The sequence below is a fragment of the Novosphingobium sp. genome, from assembly GCF_036803765.1.
GTDB lineage: Bacteria > Pseudomonadota > Alphaproteobacteria > Sphingomonadales > Sphingomonadaceae > Novosphingobium.
The window spans coordinates 25,890-45,715 of sequence record NZ_DAIRTS010000014.1 but is presented as its reverse complement, the minus strand read 5'-3'; the positions used below and the strand labels follow the sequence as shown (position 1 = coordinate 45,715).

19 protein-coding genes are annotated in these 19,826 nt (G+C 66.5%); 12 read left to right on the top strand and 7 right to left on the bottom strand.

Translation table 11 applies throughout. The features are described 5' to 3' along the window. The first annotated feature begins 133 nt into the window (after positions 1–133). From V7Q48_RS10950 to lpdA, 3 genes are read left to right on the top strand one after another with little or no spacing between them, the layout of a single operon-like run. On the top strand, positions 134–1,453 hold the full coding sequence (locus V7Q48_RS10950; protein ID WP_333838116.1) for a pyruvate dehydrogenase complex dihydrolipoamide acetyltransferase: 1,320 nt from the start codon (positions 134–136) through the stop codon (positions 1,451–1,453). After that, complete coding sequence (locus V7Q48_RS10945; protein WP_333838115.1) at positions 1,450–1,854, top strand: acyl-CoA thioesterase; 405 nt, start codon at positions 1,450–1,452, stop codon at positions 1,852–1,854. Before V7Q48_RS10950 ends, V7Q48_RS10945 begins: the two co-directional genes overlap by 4 nt. Positions 1,855–1,866: 12 nt before the next feature. Beyond that, entirely contained in the window at positions 1,867–3,279 is a 1,413-nt protein-coding gene (lpdA, locus tag V7Q48_RS10940) for a dihydrolipoyl dehydrogenase (RefSeq protein ID WP_333838114.1), read from the top strand. 45 nt (positions 3,280–3,324) lie between these two features. Here the strand turns inward: lpdA and V7Q48_RS10935 are convergent, their stop codons facing one another. Then, positions 3,325–4,140 (bottom strand): SDR family oxidoreductase, encoded by an 816-nt coding sequence (locus V7Q48_RS10935; protein ID WP_333838194.1) that lies wholly within the window; start codon positions 4,138–4,140, stop codon positions 3,325–3,327. A gap of 371 nt (positions 4,141–4,511) precedes the next feature. Between V7Q48_RS10935 and V7Q48_RS10930 the strand changes: the two genes are divergently transcribed. The 5 genes from V7Q48_RS10930 (at position 4,512) to V7Q48_RS10910 (ending at position 9,825) form a co-directional block, all read left to right on the top strand. Next, positions 4,512–5,222, top strand: coding sequence for a Crp/Fnr family transcriptional regulator (locus tag V7Q48_RS10930; protein ID WP_333838113.1), 711 nt, complete (start codon positions 4,512–4,514; stop codon positions 5,220–5,222). 78 nt (positions 5,223–5,300) lie between these two features. Next, positions 5,301–6,188 carry a non-homologous end joining protein Ku gene (gene ku, locus V7Q48_RS10925; RefSeq protein ID WP_333838112.1) on the top strand — a complete coding sequence of 296 codons (888 nt, stop codon included), beginning with the start codon at positions 5,301–5,303 and terminating at the stop codon, positions 6,186–6,188. A 1-nt stretch (position 6,189) separates the two neighbouring features. After that, the gene (gene ligD, locus V7Q48_RS10920; protein ID WP_333838111.1) at positions 6,190–8,763 is read left to right on the top strand and encodes a DNA ligase D; all 2,574 of its coding nucleotides are present in this window, start codon (positions 6,190–6,192) and stop codon (positions 8,761–8,763) included. Between the two features lie 102 nt (positions 8,764–8,865). Continuing rightward, positions 8,866–9,540 carry a DUF2490 domain-containing protein gene (locus V7Q48_RS10915; RefSeq protein WP_333838110.1) on the top strand — a complete coding sequence of 225 codons (675 nt, stop codon included), beginning with the start codon at positions 8,866–8,868 and terminating at the stop codon, positions 9,538–9,540. An 84-nt stretch (positions 9,541–9,624) separates the two neighbouring features. Next, positions 9,625–9,825 (top strand): hypothetical protein, encoded by a 201-nt coding sequence (locus tag V7Q48_RS10910; protein WP_333838109.1) that lies wholly within the window; start codon positions 9,625–9,627, stop codon positions 9,823–9,825. An 82-nt stretch (positions 9,826–9,907) separates the two neighbouring features. On the opposite strand, the gene V7Q48_RS10905 is transcribed toward V7Q48_RS10910, so the two are convergent. After that, the gene (locus V7Q48_RS10905; protein WP_333838108.1) at positions 9,908–10,276 is read right to left on the bottom strand and encodes a PRC-barrel domain-containing protein; all 369 of its coding nucleotides are present in this window, start codon (positions 10,274–10,276) and stop codon (positions 9,908–9,910) included. A 149-nt stretch (positions 10,277–10,425) separates the two neighbouring features. Next, positions 10,426–10,782, bottom strand: a complete 357-nt coding sequence (locus V7Q48_RS10900; RefSeq protein WP_333838107.1) for a hypothetical protein — start codon at positions 10,780–10,782, stop codon at positions 10,426–10,428. A gap of 126 nt (positions 10,783–10,908) precedes the next feature. Here V7Q48_RS10900 and V7Q48_RS10895 point away from each other — a divergent pair, with 126 nt between their 5' ends. The 3 genes from V7Q48_RS10895 (at position 10,909) to V7Q48_RS10885 (ending at position 15,487) form a co-directional block, all read left to right on the top strand. Continuing rightward, entirely contained in the window at positions 10,909–12,078 is a 1,170-nt protein-coding gene (locus tag V7Q48_RS10895) for an NAD(P)/FAD-dependent oxidoreductase (RefSeq protein ID WP_333838106.1), read from the top strand. Positions 12,079–12,221: 143 nt separating this feature from the next. Continuing rightward, entirely contained in the window at positions 12,222–13,676 is a 1,455-nt protein-coding gene (locus tag V7Q48_RS10890) for a M10 family metallopeptidase (RefSeq protein WP_333838104.1), read from the top strand. Positions 13,677–13,762: 86 nt separating this feature from the next. Further along, entirely contained in the window at positions 13,763–15,487 is a 1,725-nt protein-coding gene (locus tag V7Q48_RS10885; RefSeq protein ID WP_333838103.1) for a M10 family metallopeptidase, read from the top strand. Positions 15,488–15,506: 19 nt separating this feature from the next. Here V7Q48_RS10885 and V7Q48_RS10880 read toward each other — a convergent pair whose 3' ends face one another. The 3 genes from V7Q48_RS10880 to V7Q48_RS10870 form a co-directional block, all read right to left on the bottom strand. Then, positions 15,507–15,776, bottom strand: coding sequence for a hypothetical protein (locus V7Q48_RS10880; RefSeq protein ID WP_333838102.1), 270 nt, complete (start codon positions 15,774–15,776; stop codon positions 15,507–15,509). 218 nt (positions 15,777–15,994) lie between these two features. Then, the gene (locus tag V7Q48_RS10875) at positions 15,995–16,633 is read right to left on the bottom strand and encodes a CoA transferase subunit B (protein WP_333838193.1); all 639 of its coding nucleotides are present in this window, start codon (positions 16,631–16,633) and stop codon (positions 15,995–15,997) included. Then, entirely contained in the window at positions 16,633–17,343 is a 711-nt protein-coding gene (locus tag V7Q48_RS10870; protein WP_333838101.1) for a CoA transferase subunit A, read from the bottom strand. The genes V7Q48_RS10875 and V7Q48_RS10870 overlap by 1 nt, the downstream gene beginning before the upstream one ends. An 88-nt stretch (positions 17,344–17,431) precedes the next feature. Between V7Q48_RS10870 and V7Q48_RS10865 the strand changes: the two genes are divergently transcribed. Then, a complete protein-coding gene (locus tag V7Q48_RS10865) occupies positions 17,432–18,301 on the top strand; it encodes a LysR family transcriptional regulator (RefSeq protein ID WP_333838100.1) in 870 nt (289 codons plus the stop codon). Positions 18,302–18,324: 23 nt separating this feature from the next. Here V7Q48_RS10865 and V7Q48_RS10860 read toward each other — a convergent pair whose 3' ends face one another. Beyond that, a complete protein-coding gene (locus V7Q48_RS10860) occupies positions 18,325–19,824 on the bottom strand; it encodes a Ppx/GppA phosphatase family protein (RefSeq protein WP_333838099.1) in 1,500 nt (499 codons plus the stop codon). Positions 19,825–19,826: the final 2 nt, after the last annotated feature.

Here is a 19,826-nt window from a genome sequence, read left to right as displayed (position 1 = left end):
TGACGCTTGACCTCGGCGGCAAAGCTGGTGAAATGCGGTGGTGAATTTCTAAAAATAAAAACCAGAATTTTCCACGAATAACCGTTTTAACGAACCATATTCGCACCTTTGCTGCAAGGACACCGAACTCGCCATGCCCACCGAGATCAAGATGCCCGCTCTCTCGCCCACCATGGAAGAGGGCACGCTCGCCCGCTGGCTCGTCAAGGTGGGGGACAAGGTCTCCTCGGGCGACATCATGGCCGAGATCGAGACCGACAAGGCCACCATGGAATTCGAAGCCGTCGACGAAGGCACGATCGTCTCGATCGATGTCGCTGAGGGTAGCGAGGGCGTGAAGGTCGGCACCGTGATCGCCACGATCGCGGGCGAGGACGAAGACGCCAGCGCCCCGTCCGCCAAGGCCCCGGCCAAGGCGGAAGCCGCGCCCGCTGCCGCACCGGCCCCCGCCAAGGCTGCAGAAGCAGCACCCGCGCCGGCCGCCAGCGCTCCGGCGCAGGCTCCGGCTTCGGCACCGGGGGCAAAGGGTGACCGCGTGATCGCCACCCCGCTCGCACGCCGCATCGCCGCCGACAAGGGCATCGACCTGGCCGGCGTGAAGGGCTCCGGCCCCAATGGCCGCATCACCAAGGCCGACGTGCTGGGCGCGACGCCGGGCGCTGCTGCCGCACCTGCCGCGGCTCCCGCGGCCGCCGCACCGGCTCCTGCCGCAGCACCCGCGGCCGTCGCCGCGCCGGCCCCGGCCGCCGTGCCCGACTACGGCATCCCGTTCGAGGCGCAGAAGCTCAACAACGTGCGCAAGACCATCGCGCGCCGCCTGACCGAGGCCAAGCAGACCATCCCGCACATCTACCTCACGGTCGACGTGCGTCTCGATGCGCTGCTCAAGCTGCGTAGCCAGCTCAACGCCGCGCTCGAGGCGCAAGGCGTCAAGCTCTCGGTCAACGACCTGCTCATCAAGGCGCTCGCCAAGGCGCTCGTCCAGGTCCCCAAGTGCAACGTCAGCTTCGCTGGTGACGAACTGCGCAGCTTCACTCGCGTCGACGTGTCGGTCGCGGTGGCGGCGCCCTCGGGCCTGATCACGCCGATCATCAAGGACGCCGGCGCCAAGTCGATCTCGGCGATCGCCACCGAGATGAAGGCGCTGGCCGCCAAGGCGCGCGAGGGCAAGCTGCAGCCGGCCGAATTTCAGGGCGGCACTGCCTCGCTCTCGAACCTCGGCATGTTCGGCATCAAGCAGTTCGAAGCCGTGATCAATCCGCCGCAGGGCATGATCCTGGCGGTTGGCGCGGGCGAGCAGCGTCCCTACATCGTCGACGGCGCGCTCGGCATCGCCACGGTGATGAGCGCGACGGGCAGCTTCGACCATCGTGCGATTGACGGGGCCGACGGTGCTGAACTGATGCAGGCGTTCAAGACCATCGTCGAGAACCCGCTGGCGCTCGTCGCATGAGCGCCAAGGCCGACACGGTGGTGGTGACGGGCGTGCAGTCGCGCGAACCCGCCATCCGCGTCACCGCCATGCCCGCTGATTGCAACGCCTATGGCGACATCTTCGGCGGCTGGCTGATGAGCCTGATGGACAACGCCGCGGGGCTGATCGCCGCGCGGCGTTGCCGGGGGCGCGCGGTCACCATCGCGGTCGACGGGATGAAGTTCGTCCAGCCGGTCAAGGTCGGTGACGAGGTCTCGGTCTATGGCGAGATCGTGCGAACCGGCCGGACTTCGATGACCATCGCGATCGAGGCCTGGCGCCGCGAACGCCATCGCGAGCAGTCCTCGATGGTCACGCAGGCCAATTTCACGTTTGTTGCCGTCGACGGCACGGGCCGCCCCCGTCAGATCGACGAATAAGGAGAATTCCAAGTGGCTGATCAATATGACGTGATCGTCCTCGGTTCTGGCCCCGGCGGCTATGTCGCGGCGATCCGCTGCGCGCAGCTGGGCCTCAAGACCGCGATCGTCGAGCGCGAGCTGCTCGGCGGCATCTGCCTCAACTGGGGCTGCATTCCCACCAAGGCGCTGCTTCGCTCGGCCGAAGTCTTCAACCACATGAAGCACGCCAAGAACTATGGCTTGGCCGCGGACAACATCCGTGCCGACCTCGACGCGATCGTCACTCGCTCGCGCGGCGTTGCCAAGCAGCTCAATCAGGGCGTCACGCACCTGATGAAGAAGAACAAGATCACCGTGCACATGGGCACCGGCGTGCTCAAGAGCCCGACCTCGATCGAGGTGAGCGGCGACAAGGGCAAGGAAACGATCAGCGCCAAGCACGTCATCGTCGCCACCGGCGCGCGCGCCCGCGACCTGCCATTCGCCAAGGCTGACGGCGACCGCGTCTGGACCTATCGCCACGCCATGACCCCCAAGGTCATGCCCTCGAAGCTGCTGGTGATCGGCTCGGGCGCGATCGGCATCGAGTTCGCGAGCTTCTACAACGACATGGGCGTCGATGTGACGGTCGTGGAAATGATGGATCGCGTGGTGCCGGTCGAGGACGCCGATGTCTCGGCCTTCCTCGAGAAGTCGCTGACCAAGCAGGGCATCAAGATCATGACCGGCGCCGGCGTCGAGGCGCTGGCCGTCTCGGGCAATGGCGTGAAGGCCAAGATCAAGGCCAAGGACGGCAAGGTCGCCGAGAGCGACTTCAGCCACGTCATCGTCGCGGTCGGTATCGTGCCCAATACCGAGAACATCGGGCTTGAGGCGCAGGGCGTGAAGATGGACCGCGGCTTCATCCAGATCGACGATTACGGCCGCACCGGCACCAAGGGGCTCTGGGCGATCGGCGACGTCACGCCGGGTCCGTGGCTGGCGCACAAGGCGAGCCACGAGGGCGTCATCGCCGCGGAGGCGATCGCGGCCGAGCTGGGCAACAAGGACGTGCACCCGCATCCGATGGACCGCTCGAACATCCCGGGCTGCACCTACTGCCACCCGCAGATCGCGAGCGTCGGGCTGACCGAGGCCAAGGCCAAGGAAGCGGGCTATACCGTCAAGGCCGGCACGTTCCCGTTCATCGGCAACGGCAAGGCGATCGCGCTGGGCGAGGCCGAAGGCTTCGTGAAGACGGTGTTCGATGCCAAGACCGGTGAACTGCTCGGTGCGCACATGATCGGTGCGGAAGTGACCGAGATGATCCAGGGCTTCGTCGTCGGCAAGACGCTGGAGACCACCGAGGCCGAGCTGATGCACACGATCTTCCCGCATCCCACGGTCAGTGAATCGATGCATGAATCGGTGCTCGCCGCCTACGGCCGCGCACTGCACATCTGAAAGATCGCTCCCCTCCCGGCATGCGCGGGGAGGGGAGCGCTTTTATCAGCCGTTGACGACCAGCCCGCCGTTGGGGTGCAGCACCTGGCCGGTCATGTAGCTGGAATCGGCACAGGCCAGGAACAGGAACGATGGCGCGACCTCGTTGGGCTCGCCCGCCCGCTCCATCGGCGTGTCCTCGCCGAAGGTCTTGACCTTCTCCGGGTCGGCCCCGCCCATCGGATTGAGCGGCGTCCAGATCGGCCCCGGCGCCACCGCGTTGACGCGGATGCCCTTGCTCACCAGGTTCTGGCTCAGTGATCGCGTGAACGCGGTGATCGCGCCCTTCGTCGCGCTGTAGTCCAGCAGCTTGGGCGATCCCTTGTACATCGTCACGCTGGTGCAATTGATGATCGCGGCGCCCGCCTCAAGGTGATCGAGCGCGGCCTGGACCATGTGGAACATCCCGAAGATGTTGGTGCGGAACGTGCCTTCGAGCTGTTCCTGGCTGATGTCGCGGATGTCTTCTGCGGGATGCTGCTCCCCGGCATTGTTGACCAGCACGTCGAGCCCGCCGAAGCGATCGACGACCTTGTCCACCACGGCACGGCAGAACGCGGCATCGCCGACGTCGCCCTGCAGGCACAGCGCGTGCCGGCCTTCCTGCGCGACGATCTCGGCCGTGGCGTGCGCGTCCTCGCGATCATGGCGGAAGACGATCGCGACGTCGGCACCCTCGCGCGCGAACAGGGCCGCCACCGCACGGCCAATGCCGCTGTCGCCGCCGGTGACGATCGCCACCTTGCCGGCGAGGCGGCCTGAGCCGGGATAGATCGGCTGCCACTTGGGTTCGCGCTGCAAGGCGGCTTCCTGGCCCTGCATCGCCTGGGCCGCAGGGTCGGCGCCTGTCTGCGCGTCACTGGCCTTGGCCTGCTGGTCCTGCGCATTTTCGCCGACCTTGCCCGCGTTGCCATGGGCATGGGGCGTTGTCTCGGCCTGCGGATGGGTCAATTCGGATTGATCGGTCATCGCGGGTTCCCGGGGGTTGCGCGGCCCTCTCCCTTAAGGCTGCGGGGACCACGACAACGGTCGAAAGAAGAAAAGGTGTCAGGCCTTTACCTATGTGAAGACTGAAATGTGACGCTCCTCTCATATGGCCTCGCAATGAACATGGGGCCACGCGGAATGATCGATCAGGAGATTGCGGCTCCTACGGGCCGAAAGCTGCGTGCATGGGAAACATGACTGCGCCGATGCTTTCCAACGACCCATTGATCCATCGCCTGCAACGGTTTCAGCCTCTCTCGTCGGACGACATACACGCGCTCGAGCGGCTGTGCGCGGTGCCGCGGCGGCGCCTGCGTGCACGGACCGAGTTTCTGAGCGAAGGCGACCGGCCGGGGCAGGTTTCCATCCTCCACGAGGGCTGGGCTTGCAAGCTGGTCATGCTTCCCGACGGCCGTCGCCAGATCGCCGGCTTCCTGCTTCCCGGCGACCTCTTGTGGCGCCCGGCCGGCGACGTGCGGCTCGACTATTCGGTCCAGGCCCTGACCGAGGTCTCGATCATCCCGATCGGCGCCGCGGCGTTCGAATTCCAGTTTGCCGCTCGGCCGGCACTGGCGACGGCGCTGGCGGTGCGCGACCGGGTCGAGGAGGCGATCCAGCGCCGCTGGCTGGTCAACCTCGGCCAGCGCAGCGCGCTCGAGCGCATCGGCCACCTGTTCTGCGAACTGCACCATAGGCTCGACGCGATCGGGCTGGTCGACGGCACGGGCTTTGCGTTCCCGGTCACCCAGGTCGAACTGGGCGAGGCGACGGGGCTGACGCCGGTGCACGTCAACCGCACCCTGCGCGCGCTGCGCCACCAGGGGCTGATCGACCTGGAGAGCCGGACGCTGCGTCTCCCACAGCCGGCCGAGCTTGCGCAACGGACGCTGTTCGATCCGGGCTATCTCGAGCCTTAGGTCGCAGATCACAAACCTTGAGCAGGCCGCCGGGAACCGGACGCGGTCACCGTGCGCTTGGGGCCGTGGAGGTACGCTATGCCCGCACGCGCCTGGTGGAAGGGACAGATCAAACTGGCCCTCGTCTCGATCCCCGTCGAAATCTATCCTGCAACGCGTTCCGGCGCGGCCATCGCCTTCCACCAGATCCACGAACCGAGCGGCGAGCGCATCCGTTACGAGAAGGTGGCGCCGGGCGTCGGCCCGGTCGATCGCGACGACATCATCAAGGGCTTCGAGATTTCCAAGGGCCAGTACGTGCTGCTGGACGATGAGGAGATCGAGGCGGTCAAGATCGAAAGCCGCAGCACGCTCGACCTCGTCCAGTTCGTGGGCGCGCACGAGATCGACGTGCTCTATTACGAAAAACCCTATTTCGTCGTGCCGGCCGACGATCTGGCCGAGGAAGCCTATGGCGTATTGCGCGATGCCTTGCGCGCCACGCAGAAGGTGGGGCTCGGCCAGTTGTCGGCCCGCGGACGCGAGCAGCTCGTCTCGCTCAAGCCTTGCGGGCGCGGCCTGATCCTCGAGGTGCTGCGCTATGCCGACGAGGTGCACAAGGCGCAGGGTTATTTCCGCGAGATCGGCGACGACAAGCCCGAGAAGAGCCTGCTCGATCTGGCGACGATGCTGATCGAGCAGAAGACCGCGCCGTTCCACCCTGACGAATTCCAGAACCGCTACGTCGATGCGCTGCATCGCCTGATCGAGCGCAAGAGCAAGAGCCGCAGCAACAAGCGCATTCTCGAAGATCCGGGCGAGCCGGAGCGCAAGGGCGGCAACGTCATCGACCTGATGGCCGCGCTCAAGAAGTCGGTCGGCAGCGATGCGGAGAAGGCAGCGCCCGCCAAGCCGCGAAAGACCGCCACCAAGGCCGCGGGCAAGACGCCGGCGAAGCGTGGCGCCACCCGCCGCAAGAGCGCCTGACATGGCGCGTCGCCCTGCCACGCCGAAGGCTTCGGCCAAGTCCAGCGAGGACGCGCTCGCGATCTACAACGCCAAGCGCGACTTTACCCGCACGGCCGAGCCGGCCGGAAAGGCGGGGAAGGCGGGCAGCCGTCATTTCGTGGTGCAAAAGCACGATGCCACGCGGCTGCACTGGGATTTCCGGCTCGAAGTCGATGGCGTGCTCAAGAGCTGGGCGGTGACGCGCGGCCCCAGCCACGACCCCGAAGACAAGCGGCTGGCGGTGCGGACCGAAGACCACCCGCTGGATTACGCGACCTTCGAGGGGACCATTCCCGCCGGGGAGTACGGCGGCGGTACCGTCATGCTGTGGGACCAGGGCACCTGGGCGCCGATTGCGGGCAAGAGCGCCGCCGACCTTGAAGACGGGCACCTCCATTTCACGCTGGACGGGCAGCGGATGCGCGGCGAATGGCTGCTGGTGCGGATGAAGCCGCGCAAGGGCGAGAAGCGCGAGAACTGGCTGCTGCGCAAGGTCGCCGATGCCGAGGCGGGCGAGGGCGATACTCTGGTGGAAACCGCGCTGACCAGCGTCACCACCGGACGCACCATGGCGCAGATCGCGGCCGGCAAGTCGGGCAAGGCTGCCAAGGCCAAACCTGCCAAAGCGGGATCATCGAGCAAGGCGAAGGCTCCTGCCAAGTCTTCGGCCCGGTCGAAGAAGGCGGCTGCGCTCCCGGCATTCCGGCCTGTGCAACTGGCGACGCTCGTCGACGCCGTGCCGCAGGGGCGCGAGTGGATTCACGAAATCAAGTTCGACGGCTATCGCGCGCTGGCGTCGGCCAATGGGGGTGAGGTGCGGATCCACACCCGCTCCGGCCTGGACTGGACCGAACGCTTCGCGCCGATTGCCGAGGCTTTGGCCGCGCTGGACCTGCCGGGTGTCCTGATCGACGGGGAGATCGTCGCGCTCGACGACGACGGAAACCCCAGTTTTGCGCGGCTGCAAGCGGCGATGAAGGACGAGGCCGATGCCCGCCTCGCCTTGTTCGCGTTCGACCTGCTGGCGGTGGACGGCGCCGACCTTACAAGCGAGCCGCTGCTGGCGCGCAAGGAGCGGCTCGCCGGATTGCTGGAGAATGCCGGTGCGCCGATCCACCTGTCGGACCATGTGGTCGGCGCAGCGGGCCAGCGCCTGTTCGAGACGATGTGCGCCGCGGGGCAGGAGGGCATCGTCTCCAAGCGCGGCGACGCGCCCTATCGCGGCGAGCGCACGCGCGGCTGGGTCAAGGTCAAGTGCGCGCAGCGGCAGGAATTCCTCATCGTCGGCTACACGCAAAGCACCGCGCGGGGTCGCCCCTTCGGGTCATTGCTGCTGGCCCAGCGCGATCCCGAGGGCGAGGGGCTGGTCTATCGTGGCAAGGTCGGAACCGGGTTCGACACCGACACGCTGACCGATCTCGCACGGCGGATGAAGCCGCTCGAGCGCAAGACCGCTCCGCTCGATGTACCCCGGGCCGAGGCGCGCGGCGCACGATGGGTGCGCCCCGACATGGTTGCCGAAGTCGTCTACGCCACCATCACCCCCGACGGGCGGCTGCGTCATGCCAGTTTCGTCGGGCTGCGCGCCGACAAGCCTGCGAGCGAGGTCGTGCCCGAAACCGCCGTTCCGGTCGCCGAAGTCGCCAAGGCCGCGCCAGGGAAGGCGCGCAAGAAAATGCCGGCGCCGGCGGACGACGGCGTCACCATCACGCACCCGGAACGCGTGGTCTTTCCCGAAACCGGCGAGACCAAGGGCCAGCTGGCTGACTGGTATCGTGCCATGTCCGGCCCCATCCTGCGCGATCTGGCGCGGCGCCCGGGCAGCCTCGTGCGCTGCCCGCAGGGCCGGGCCAAGGCCTGCTTCTTCCAGAAACACGACAGCGGCCTGTTCGGCAAGGAGGTCGCTCACGTCAGCATTGCCGAAAAGGACGGCAAGTCGGACGACTATCTCTACCTGACCGATGCGGCCGGCCTGCTGCGCTGCGTGCAGATGGGGACGATCGAGTTCCATGGCTGGGCCTCGCATATCGAGGACGTCGAGCAGCCCGACCGCATGATCTTCGATCTCGACCCCGACGAGGATCTCGAATTCGACGACGTGCGCCGCGCCGCGCTGCATATCCGCGATGCCTTGGCCGATATCGGCCTCGTCAGCTTCGCCATGCTGTCGGGCGGCAAGGGCATCCATGTCGTCGTCCCGCTGACACCGGGCCATGACTGGGAGGCGCACAAGGACTTTGCGCGCCGCTTTGCCGGTGCGCTCGCCGCGGCCGAGCCGGATCGCTACGTCGCGACGATGAGCAAGGCCAAGCGCAAGGGGCGCATCTTCATCGATTGGCTGCGAAACCAGCGCGGCAGCACCGCGATCATGCCTTGGTCGGTGCGATCGCGGGCCGGGGCGCCCGTCGCCGTGCCGGTCGCGTGGGACATGTTGCCCGAATGCGAAAGCGCACACCGTTGGTCCATCGCCGATCAGCCGTTCCTCGCGGGCCACGCCGACAAGATGGAAAGCGAGGGCTGGGGCCGCGCGGATCAAACCCTGCCCGATCTGTGACGCGGCGGTCGATGTCGAAAGATTGCAAAGATGTGACGCTGCCGTTACGGGCCAGCATGACGGCATGGGGGCGTATCAGCCCGTCGCCGCATCCGGAGCCCCATGCGCGCATCCTCGATCGTTCTCCCGTTTTTGTTGCTCGCGGCACCGGCCCACGCCCAGCAGATGGATGACCAGGCCTGGTTGCAGGTCAATGCCAAGCTCAAGATCGACGATCGCTGGAGCGGAACGCTCGAGGCGATTGCCCGCGCCAGCGACCGCCAGGGCGGTCTTTACACCACGGAATTCGGCGGCATCGTCGGCTACAAACTGAGCAAGGCGGTCGAACTCGGCATCGGCTATCGCCATGTCGGTTTTTACAACGCCAATACCGGCGCCGACGAGGACCGCTTGCGCCAGCATGTGGTCGTCACGCTGGGCCGCTTTACGACACGGCTGCGGCTTGACGAACGGTTGCACCCCGGCGGCCCGCAGATCGGCCTGCGTTTCAGGCCGCTGCTGCGCTACAATCTCCCGGTCGGTAATGGGCACACCCTGTTCGCCAGCCACGAGGACATCCTGCTGGTCAACGACACCCGCTGGGGCCAGCGCGCCGGATGGGAGCGTATGCGCAATATCCTGGGGTTCACGCTGCCGCTGGGGCGCAAGTCGAACATCGAGCTGGGCTATCTCAACCAGTACCGTTTCGGGCGGTTCGGCGCACGCCCGCAGATGGATCATGCGTTCAATATCCAGCTGAACCTCGGGTTCGAACGCCATCATTCGCTGGGCGACTAGGCGGCGGGGCCTAACCCCGGTTAGCCGCAGCCGGGCCTTTTCCTGTGTGTCGCGTTGATACCCATCTGCACAGGAGAACAGCCCATGAGCAAGGAACGCAGCCCGGTCGAGGAACAGCTCGGCCCCGCCGGCGACGTCATCCCCACCAATGACGGACGCGACGCGCGCACTGCGGGTGGCCTGCCGCCCGAGCCGGTCGAGGATCGTCCGATGGTCAGCACGGTCAAGCCCGAGGACTATCCGCTGGACGAACGCCAGGCGGGTGTCGAGCAGAAACGCGACTGACGCAGCGACCGCATAACGAAAAGGCCGGCGCTGCTGTGATGCGGCGCCGGCCTCCCCCGTCAACGGGTTTCGCGAGTGGAGATCAGTACGGGTAGTTCACGCCGTAGTGCGAATAGACCTGCTCGCCATAGGCACGGTCGTAGACCGGGTCTTCGCCAGCCGCATAGCGCGGCCCGCCTTCGAGCGTGGAGCGATCGAGATTGACCACGTAGCCGCCCTGCGAGGTATCGTAATCGAGGCTGTCCCAGGGAAGCGGATAATAGTCGCTGCCGAAGCCGAGAATGCCGCCGAACTGCAGCACGGCGTATTCGACCTTGCCGCTGCGCTTGTTGACCATGAAATTGTAGACCGAGCCGAGCTTCTCACCCTTCATGTCATAGACGGCCGTTCCATCCACCTTGTTGGATGCGATCAGGCGGTCGGTTTCGTCGGTCGCGATGCTGTCGGCCATGTCTGGTCTCCGAGAAAAGTGGATGCAGCGTCGGTGCTGCACCCATGGAAACCATCAGGCAGATAAAGGGACCCCGGCAAAGCCACAGGCCGTGGGGCGCACGCGGCGACCCGCGCCTATACTGATCGAGGTTAAGTTGGTCGTCCCGTTCAGGCAGCGATGCAGGCGAGCATCTTCTCCGCGTAGCGATCCGCCTTGGGATCGAATTCGGCGAAGACGTGCGACGCCTGGCCCGTCAGGACGACGTCGCGCAGCCCCGAGAGGCGGTAGGTGCCGAGCTTCTCTTCTGCCGGGGCAACGCCATCACGCTCGTAGACCACGGCGTCGACATGCGGTGCGCCATGGCGCTCGAACAGGACATGCGGCGCCATGATCACGTCGCCACGGTTGTAGACTGCGCGGACGCACAGCTTGTTGGCGATGGCGAAGCCCAGCATGTGGATCGACTGGTCGATGTCTGGGACGTCCGGCGCCGCGCCGGGTGTGTCGGACTGATTCTGCTGCATCGCAGCGTAATAGGCCATTCGCGCCCCTCTGTGCAATCTGCGATCGCGACCGTGACCGCGACCACACCTGGCTCGCAATCATGCGGCAGGCTTGCCAAATTCGCTTGCGTAACGCAGGCGCAGGCGATGACGCACGACGTGATCATCCTGGGCGCCGGAGCGGCCGGCCTGTTCTGCGCGGCGACCGCAGCGCGGCGCGGGCGGCGTGTCCTGGTGCTCGATCACGCCGAACGGCCGGGCAAGAAGATCCTGATCTCGGGCGGTGGGCGCTGCAACTTCACTAATCTGCACACCGCGCCCGACCGCTACCTGTCGGAAAATCGCCATTTCGCCCGCTCGGCGCTGAGCCGCTACACGCCGGCGGACTTCATCGCGCTGGTCGAGGCGCACGGCATCGCGTGGCACGAGAAGACGCTGGGCCAGCTGTTCTGTGACGGGTCGGCGCGGCAGATCGTCGACATGCTCATGGCCGAATGCGCCGCCGGCGGCGCCGAAGTGCGTTGCAACAGCCCGGTCGACGCGGTCGCGCGCGAGGGTGATGGCTTCACCGTGCGCAGCGGCGCCCATGTCCATTCCGCGCCCGCGCTGGTGATCGCCACGGGCGGCCCTGCCATCCCCAAGATTGGCGCCACCGGCCTGGCTTACGACCTAGCGCGCCAGTTCGGGCTCAAGGTCGTGCAACCGCGCCCGGCGCTGGTGCCCCTGACCCTGCCGCCCGACGGTGCCCTGTTTCGCGAGCTTTCGGGGATCGCGGCGCCGGTCGAGGCGTCGTGTGGCAAGGCCGCGTTTCGCGAGGCGGCACTGTTCACCCATCGCGGGCTGTCCGGCCCGGCGATCCTGCAGGTGTCCTCCTACTGGAAGCGCGGCGAGGCGGTACGGATCGATTTCCTGCCCGACCGTGCGGCCGGCTGGCTGCTCGAGGCCAAGCGACAGCGCCCACGTGCGGGCCTTCGCAGCGTGCTGGGCGAGGCGCTGCCCGACCGGCTGGCCACGGCACTGGCCGCGCAGATCGGCATCGTGGCCGAGATGGGCAATGCCAGTGACAAGGCCCTGCGCGCCGCCGAGGCGCGGCTGGCCGCCTGGGAATTCATGCCCGATGGCAGCGAAGGCTTCGCCAAGGCCGAGGTCACGGCCGGTGGGATCAGCACGGCCGAGCTGTCCTCGCAGACGATGGAGGCACGCAAGCGTCCTGGCCTCTACGCCATCGGGGAGGCGGTGGACGTGACCGGCTGGCTGGGCGGCTACAATTTCCAGTGGGCCTGGGCCAGCGGACACGCGGCTGGCCAGGCTGTCTGAAACGGGCGGTCCGGCGGAACGCGCCTGCCGCCCTGCGGCCTGGCGCTGCCGTCTGCGGGACACTACGTGCCGCCTCGCTTAGCCGATAGTGACTCGATCCGGGCTTTATACAGGCGCTCCATAGAACAGGACCGGACCGCCTCATGGCTTTCTATACCGACGCCTCGGTGACGACGACGTATGCTCTCACCGGCAACAAGTTCACCGATGCGCTGCTGTTCGCCAAGCCATTCATGCGCAACAAGTGGGCGACGGTGGCTGACGGCAAGACACTGGTGTCCTACAGCTTTCCCTGGGCCGATGGCGTGGCCAGCAAGTTCTCCGCGAACTACGGCACCGAGCCGACGGCCGCGATTCACGCGGCGATGCCCGCCGGCCAGATTGCGAATATCCAGGGTGCGTTCCAAGCCTGGGCCAATGTGGCGAAACTGACCTTCCAGCAAGTGACCGAAACCGAAAGTGGGACGGTAGGCGACATCCGCATTGCCCAATCATCGTCGGTCACCGGGCAGTATTGGGGCTATGCCAAGCTGGCCGGCAACGGCGCGGCCAACGGCCACGGCGACATCTGGATATCGCCATCCTACGGGTCGGGCTCGTTCGAGCCGGGCACTTACAACTACATGGCGATGATGCACGAGATCGGCCACGCGCTCGGCCTCGATCACCCGTTCGAGGGCAACAAGATGCCCAGCGGCTACGACATGCGCAACTATACCATCATGTCCTACACCGATCCCAAGAACGTGTGGTGGCTCAACCCGGCGACGGGCAATGCCGAATATCTCATCAAGACGCCGATGGTTTATGACATCGCCGCCATCCAGGCGATCTACGGCGCCAATGACGGCTATCACGCAGGCGACGATACCTATGTCGTTTCGCCCACCGAACCGTCGTTCTCGACGATCTGGGACGGTGGCGGCACCGATACGCTCGATCTCCACGCCTTCAGCCGGGGGTGCCGGATCGACCTGCACCCCGGCAGCTATTCGACGCTGGTCTACGACAACCTCGCCACGATCACCAATAACCTCGGCATCGCGTTCGGCTGCACGATCGAGAATGCCTGGGGCGGCCGAGGCGCAGACAAGATCAGCGGCAACGATGCGGCCAACATGCTGTTCGGCGGCGAGGGGGATGATACCCTGGTCGGCAACGGTGGCAGTGACGCCTTGAACGGCGGCGCCGGCAACGACTTGCTCCAGGGCGGCGCGGATGGCGACAACCTGATCGGCGGTGCCGGCATGGATATACTGACCGGCGGGCCGGGGGGCGACACTTTCGTGTTTACCTCGGTTTCGGACTTTGGCGGGTCGACGCGAACCACCTGCGATGTCATCACCGATTTCAGCCGGGTGCAGGGCGATGTCATCAAGCTGCGGCAGGTCGACGCCAACACCACCAACGGCAGCGGCGACGATCCCTTCGTGTTCATCGGCACGCAGCCCTTCCACAAGGTCGCGGGCGAATTGCATTACGCCTATGTCGGGAACACGACGCTGGTCTCCGGCGATGTCGACGGCAATGGCGTGGCCGACTTCGCGTTGGTTCTCAACGGCAAGATCGCCCTGGCGGCCGGCGACTTCGTGCTGTGATTGCCTCCGAAACGAACCTGTCGTCCGTGCCGTAACGGGGGTGGGCAGCGTAGAACTGCCCGACGGTCTCCCTCCGGCAGGCAGCGATGGCGCTCTACAACCAGGCATCCCCGACCCGTACCTATGCCCTGACCAAGGATGCGCGGATCAACGGGCTGCTCTTTGCCGATGCCGCCTATCGCAATGCCTGGTCCACCGTCTCGGCCGGCAAGACGCAGGTGAGCTATAGCTTCATCTGGGGCGGCGGCGTGGCCTCGGTCTTTGCGCCGGGATATGGCACCGAACCCACGGCGGCCACGGTCGGGGCCGTTCCGTCGGGCGCCGCAGCCGACGTCGCCAATGCGTTCCAGCAGTGGGCCAACGTCGCCAATATTGCCTTCCGCCAGGTGGCCGAAACTGCTTCGGGTACGGTGGGCGACATCCGCATCGGCTTGTCCTCGCGCGTTGGCACGGACAATTGGGGATATACCCGGGTCAGCGCGAAAGGCGCCGACAACGCGCATGGCGATATCTGGATCAACCCGCTGTTCGGCACTACGTCCTATGCGGTAAATACCTATAACTTCACCGCAATGATGCACGAGATCGGTCACGCGCTGGGGCTCGATCACCCCTCGAGCGGCAATGTCATCCCCGCCGGGTACGATGTGCGCAACTACACGATCATGTCGTACAACGACCCCTACGGCGTCTATGCCTACAACCCGGCCAAGCAGGATTTCGACTACATCATCCAGACACCGATGGTCTATGACATCGCCGCGATCCAGGCGATCTATGGCGCCAACATGGCCTACCACGCCGGCGACAACACCTACGCCTACGATCCGGCGCATCCCTTCTACGCCACGATCTGGGACGCAGGCGGGAACGACACCATCGACTTGCGCAGCTTCAAGCAGGGGTGCTGGGTTGACCTCCACCCCGGCGCCTATTCGTCGCTCGGCTTCACCAATGTTGCCGTCTCGGACAACCTCGGTATCGCCTATGGCGTCACGATCGAGCGGCTGCTGGGGGGCAGCGGTGCCGATACGCTGGTCGGCAACGATGCGCTAAACCGCATCTACGGCAATGGCGGGAACGACAAGATCTACGGGTACGGCGGCAACGACCGGCTGAGCGGCGGGGCCGGGGACGACATCCTGTCGGGCGGCGAGGGCAACGACATGTTCCTCGCCGGAGACGACACCGGCAACGACCGCTACGTCGGCGGCCCTGGTAATGACCTAGTCACGTATGGAGGGGCCAAGGCCGGCGTCACCGTCAACCTCGCCACGGGGGTAGGCAATGGTGTGGCCGCCGGGCTGGGCACCGACACCATCTCGGGCGTGGAGCGCGCCACCGGCGGTGCATTTGCCGACACGCTGCTGGGCGATGGCTACGACGATGTCCTGTCGGGCAACGGCGGGAATGACATGCTGAGCGGGATGGCTGGCAACGACACCCTGCGCGGCGGGGCCGGCAAGGATACGCTGACCGGCGGCAGCGGCGCCGACCGCTTCGTGTTCGAGCGCGTGCTGGAATTCGCCGGCGCGGTCTCGACGACCTGCGACGTCATCACCGATTTCAGCCATGCCGAGGGCGACACGATCATTCTATCGCCGATCGACGCCAACACGCTGACGGCCGCCGATGATCCCTTCGTGTTCATCGGCAGCGCGCCGTTTCACCACGCCGCCGGGGAATTGCGCGCCACGATCGCCGGCGGCAACACGCTGGTTCAGGGCGACATCAACGGCGACGGCACGGCGGACTTCGCCTTGCTGTTGACCGGGGCGCTGACGCTGACGCGCTACGATTTCCAGCTGTGATCGAGGCGGCAAGCGCCGATCAGATCCAGCGGCGGACATCCTTGGCCAGGACATGCGCATCATGGCGGATCGCGTGGATGGCGCTGTCGTGTTCAAGGTGGGCATAGGCATGCGCGGGAACGGCATTGGCGTCGCCCTCCCACTGGCTGGCCATGACATGCACCTCCGGCACGATCACCGCGCGCACGATCATCAGCGTGCAAACCCACAGCGGCACTGACAGCACCACCGACCACATCATGCAGCGGCTGGCCTTGCTGAGCGAGCGAACCGCGCGTTCGTAGATCATGACGTACCTCATCCGGTTTCCCGGTCCCTGGACCAAGGAGCTAACCGCCGGAGACTGACAGCCAGATGAATGTCGAAAAGTTCATGTTCCCAAAGCGGTGGTGACGCCCATCCGAACGGGAACGGGCCGGAACGCATCATGCGCCCGGCCCGTCATTCGATCATGCGGTCTGGACCGCTGATATCGCTACCTGGCCGGCGCGTGGCGGCCCGATAGTGTCAGTCCGCGATGAAATGCGCCGTCGTGCGGGCGCGGATGTCTTCCACGCTGATGCCCGGGGCGCATTCGGTAAGGCGGAACGGGCTGGCGTGGTCGGCGCGCTGGAACACGGCGAGATCGGTGATGATCATGTCCACCACGCCCTTGCCGGTCAGCGGCAGGGTGCAGGCCGGCACGAACTTGGCCGAGCCGTCCTTGGCGCAGTGCTCCATCACCACGATGATGCGCTTGACCCCGGCGACGAGGTCCATCGCACCACCCATGCCCTTGATCATCTTGCCGGGCACCATCCAGTTGGCGATGTCGCCCTGTTCCGACACTTCCATCGCACCCAGCACGGTCAGGTCGATGTGCCCGCCGCGGATCATCGCGAAGCTCTGCGCGCTGTCGAAGTAGGCGGTCTGGGGCAGCTGGCTGATCGTCTGCTTGCCGGCGTTGATGAGGTCGGCGTCCACTTCGTCGTCGAACGGGAAGGGGCCGATGCCCAGCATGCCGTTCTCGGACTGCAGCGTCACGTCCATCCCGGCGGGGATGTGGTTTGCCACCAGCGTCGGGATTCCGATGCCTAGGTTCACATAGAACCCATCCTCGAGCTCGCGGGCGGCGCGGGCGGCGATTTCGTCACGTGTCCAGGCCATCATGCGGTCTCCCGGCTGCGAGTGGTGCGGAATTCGATCTTCTTGTCATACGGCGCGCCGAGCACGAGCCGCTGGACATAGACGCCGGGCAGGTGGATCGCATCGGGATCGAGGGTGCCGGTCGGCACGATTTCCTCGACCTCGACCACGCAGACCTTGCCGCAGGTGGCGGCCGGCACGTTGAAGTTGCGCGCGGTCTTGCGGAACACGACATTGCCGCTTTCATCGGCTTTCCACGCCTTGACCAGCGACAGGTCGGCAAAGATCCCGCGTTCCAGGATATAGTCCTGGCCGTCAAAGGTCTTGACCTCCTTGCCCTCGGCCACGAGCGTGCCGACGCCGGTCTTGGTGTAGAAGCCCGGAATGCCAGCGCCGCCGGCGCGCATGCGTTCGGCCAGCGTGCCTTGCGGGCAGAATTCGACCTCGAGCTCACCCGACAGGTACTGCCGCTCGAATTCCTTGTTCTCGCCGACGTAGGACGAGATCATCTTCCTGACCTGCCGCGTGCGCAGCAACTTGCCGATGCCTTCGTTGTCGATGCCGGCGTTGTTGCTGGCGAAGGTCAGGTCCTTGACCCCCGAATCGCGCACGGCGTCGAGCAGGCGTTCGGGAATGCCGCAAAGACCGAAGCCGCCGCAGGCGACGAGCAGGCCGTCGCGCAGCAGACCGTCCAGCGCGGCGGTTGCAGAGGGGTATATCTTGTTGGCCATCGGCACCTCTCCTGTGATGCAGCTTGGTAGCGCGGCAAACACATCGAAACCAGCGATACATTTTTATCTTTTATGATAAGCTTCGGCCATGAAACGCTTGGCCATCTACCATCTCGAGACGCTGCTCTGGATCGCCCGGCTGGGCACGTTCCGCGCCGCCGCCGATCGCCTCAACACGACCCAGCCGGCAATCTCCGCGCGGGTCAAGGAGATCGAGGAGCAGCTCGGCGTGTCGCTGTTCCAGCGCGAGGGGCGCAACATGGTGCTCACCGCCCGCGGGCGCGCGCTGGTTGCCGATTTCGAGCCACTATGGGCCGGGTTCGAACGCGCCCTGTTCAAGGCCAGCGACTTTGGCGGCGCCACCGGCATCGTGCGGATCGGCACGGGAGAAATCGCGGCTGCCAGCTGCCTGCCGGCGTTCGTCTGCGGGGTGGAGCGCGACCTGCCGGGCGTGACGCTGGAGATCGAACTCGACCTGACCGCGCGCATGCTGCAGCAGTTGCTGGCAGGCACGAGCGACATGGTGTTCCTCGCCGGCCCAGTCGCCAGCCCGGGCGTGCGCACCACGCCGCTGGGCGCGATCGACCTCGTCTGGGCGGCCAGCCGCGCCACGGTCGAGGCCGGCGGGTTCAAGCGACCGACGCCGGTGTGGTCGATCCCCGAGCATTCGCCGATCCACGGCATCATGACCGAAAGCCTGGCGCGCCACGGCATCGTGCCGCCGGTGGTGCGCACCTGCAACAACGTGCGCGCGCTGGTTGACATCGTCGTGCAGGGCAGCGGCGCCGCCTTGCTGCCTGAAAGCATGATCCGCGCCGAGCTGGCCAGCGGTGCGCTGGTCCCGATCCTGCCGTCGCCGCGTCGCCAGCTGCGCTTCGAGGCGGCGATCCGCAGCACCGAACGCGACCCCTTGATCCTGGAGCTGTTCCGCCGCGTCCAGGGCCTGAAAATTGGCTGAGACGCAAGGGCGCGTGGTGCCGATCATCCCTCGCGGCGCACTTCGCTGCGCAGGCCGAGGATCGTCGCCAAGGCTTTCAGATCGCGCACCACGCTGTCGCTCAGCAGCGCGGCATGGCGGTCGTCGACCGTCAGCGCCAGCGTGTCGTCCGCGCGGGCGAGGGTGCTCGCGTTGAGCGCCGGTGCTGCACAGACGCTGAAACGGCGGCACAGGCGGGTGGCCAGGCCCCAGGCCTGGGCCTCGCGCAGCGCGGAAGGGCTAGCCAGCTGCGAGAGGCTTGTAGGCAGTGTCAGCTTGCCGGTGTTGGCGATCATGGCCGCGGTCAGCATGGCGCGATCGCGGGCAGTGGCGCCGATCCAGCGCTTGCGCAGGCCCCATTCGGACGCGACGTCGCTGCGCAGGTTGGGCTCGATAGTGGCCGAGGCGAGGCACAGCATCGTGGCCGTCAGCCGCAGGCGCTCGCGGCGGTCGGGCACGTCGCCCGGCACGATGCCGGCGGTCCATCCGGCGACCATCGTCGCGGTATTGGCGGCGACGCCGTTGTCCTCGGCAAAGGCGGAAGCTCCGGCGACCAGCGGATCCTGGCTACGCACGGCGGCGGGCATCGCCTCCCACAGCACGCCCTCGCGCAGGCCCCAGGCGGAGAACACCAGCTTTTCCGGCTTGAGCCGCGCAATCAGCACGGCCAGCAAGGCCGCGGTATCGGGCAAGCTGGCCAACCGTCCGCTCGACACCCCGTCGATCGGGGCAAGCGCGTCGCTTTCGCGCCGGGCCATGGCCTTGGCCAGCCGCAGCGCGACAGCCGGATCGGCGACGTAGCCGTGCGGATCGTCGATGGGAAAGCCGGTCTCGACCATGATGTGTCGCGCCAGCGCGCGCAGCGATCCGCCCACGAGGTAGAGCGTCTGGCCCGGCGCGGCCTGCCAATCGGCCTTGGTCAGGGCTTTGCCGACCTTCTGACCGAATGCACGCAGGCCCTCGGCGCGCAGCGCCGGTAGCCGCAGCGTGCCCAGCGGCAGGCTGATCCCGTGCGTGCATCGCTCGCCATCGATGTCGACAAGCTCGAGGCTGCCGCCGCCAAGATCGCCGACCATGCCCTTGGCGCCGGGAAAGGCGCCGATGACCCCGTGCGCGCTGGTCACGGCCTCTTCGCCTCCCGACAGCAGGCGCGGCGTCAGGCCCAGCTTGCGAATATCCTCGAGAAAAGCCGCGCCGTTGCGCGCGTCGCGGCTGGCGGCGGTGGCAACCACGTCGATGTCGGTCACGCCCTTGAGCGAGAGGATCGCCCGATATCGCGCCAGCGCGGCGAGGGCGACGCCCATGGCCTTGGCCGAGAGGTCACCGGCTTCGGCGACACCCTTGCCCAGCCGCGCGGTGACCTTCTCATTGTGCAGGATTTGTGGCGCGCGCAGCGGCTCGCCGTAGATCACGAGGCGGACCGTGTTGGACCCGATGTCGATGATCGCCCGGTTGCGGGCTTCCTTGGCGCGGGCCGAACCGAGTCCGATCTTGCTTAACACCATGC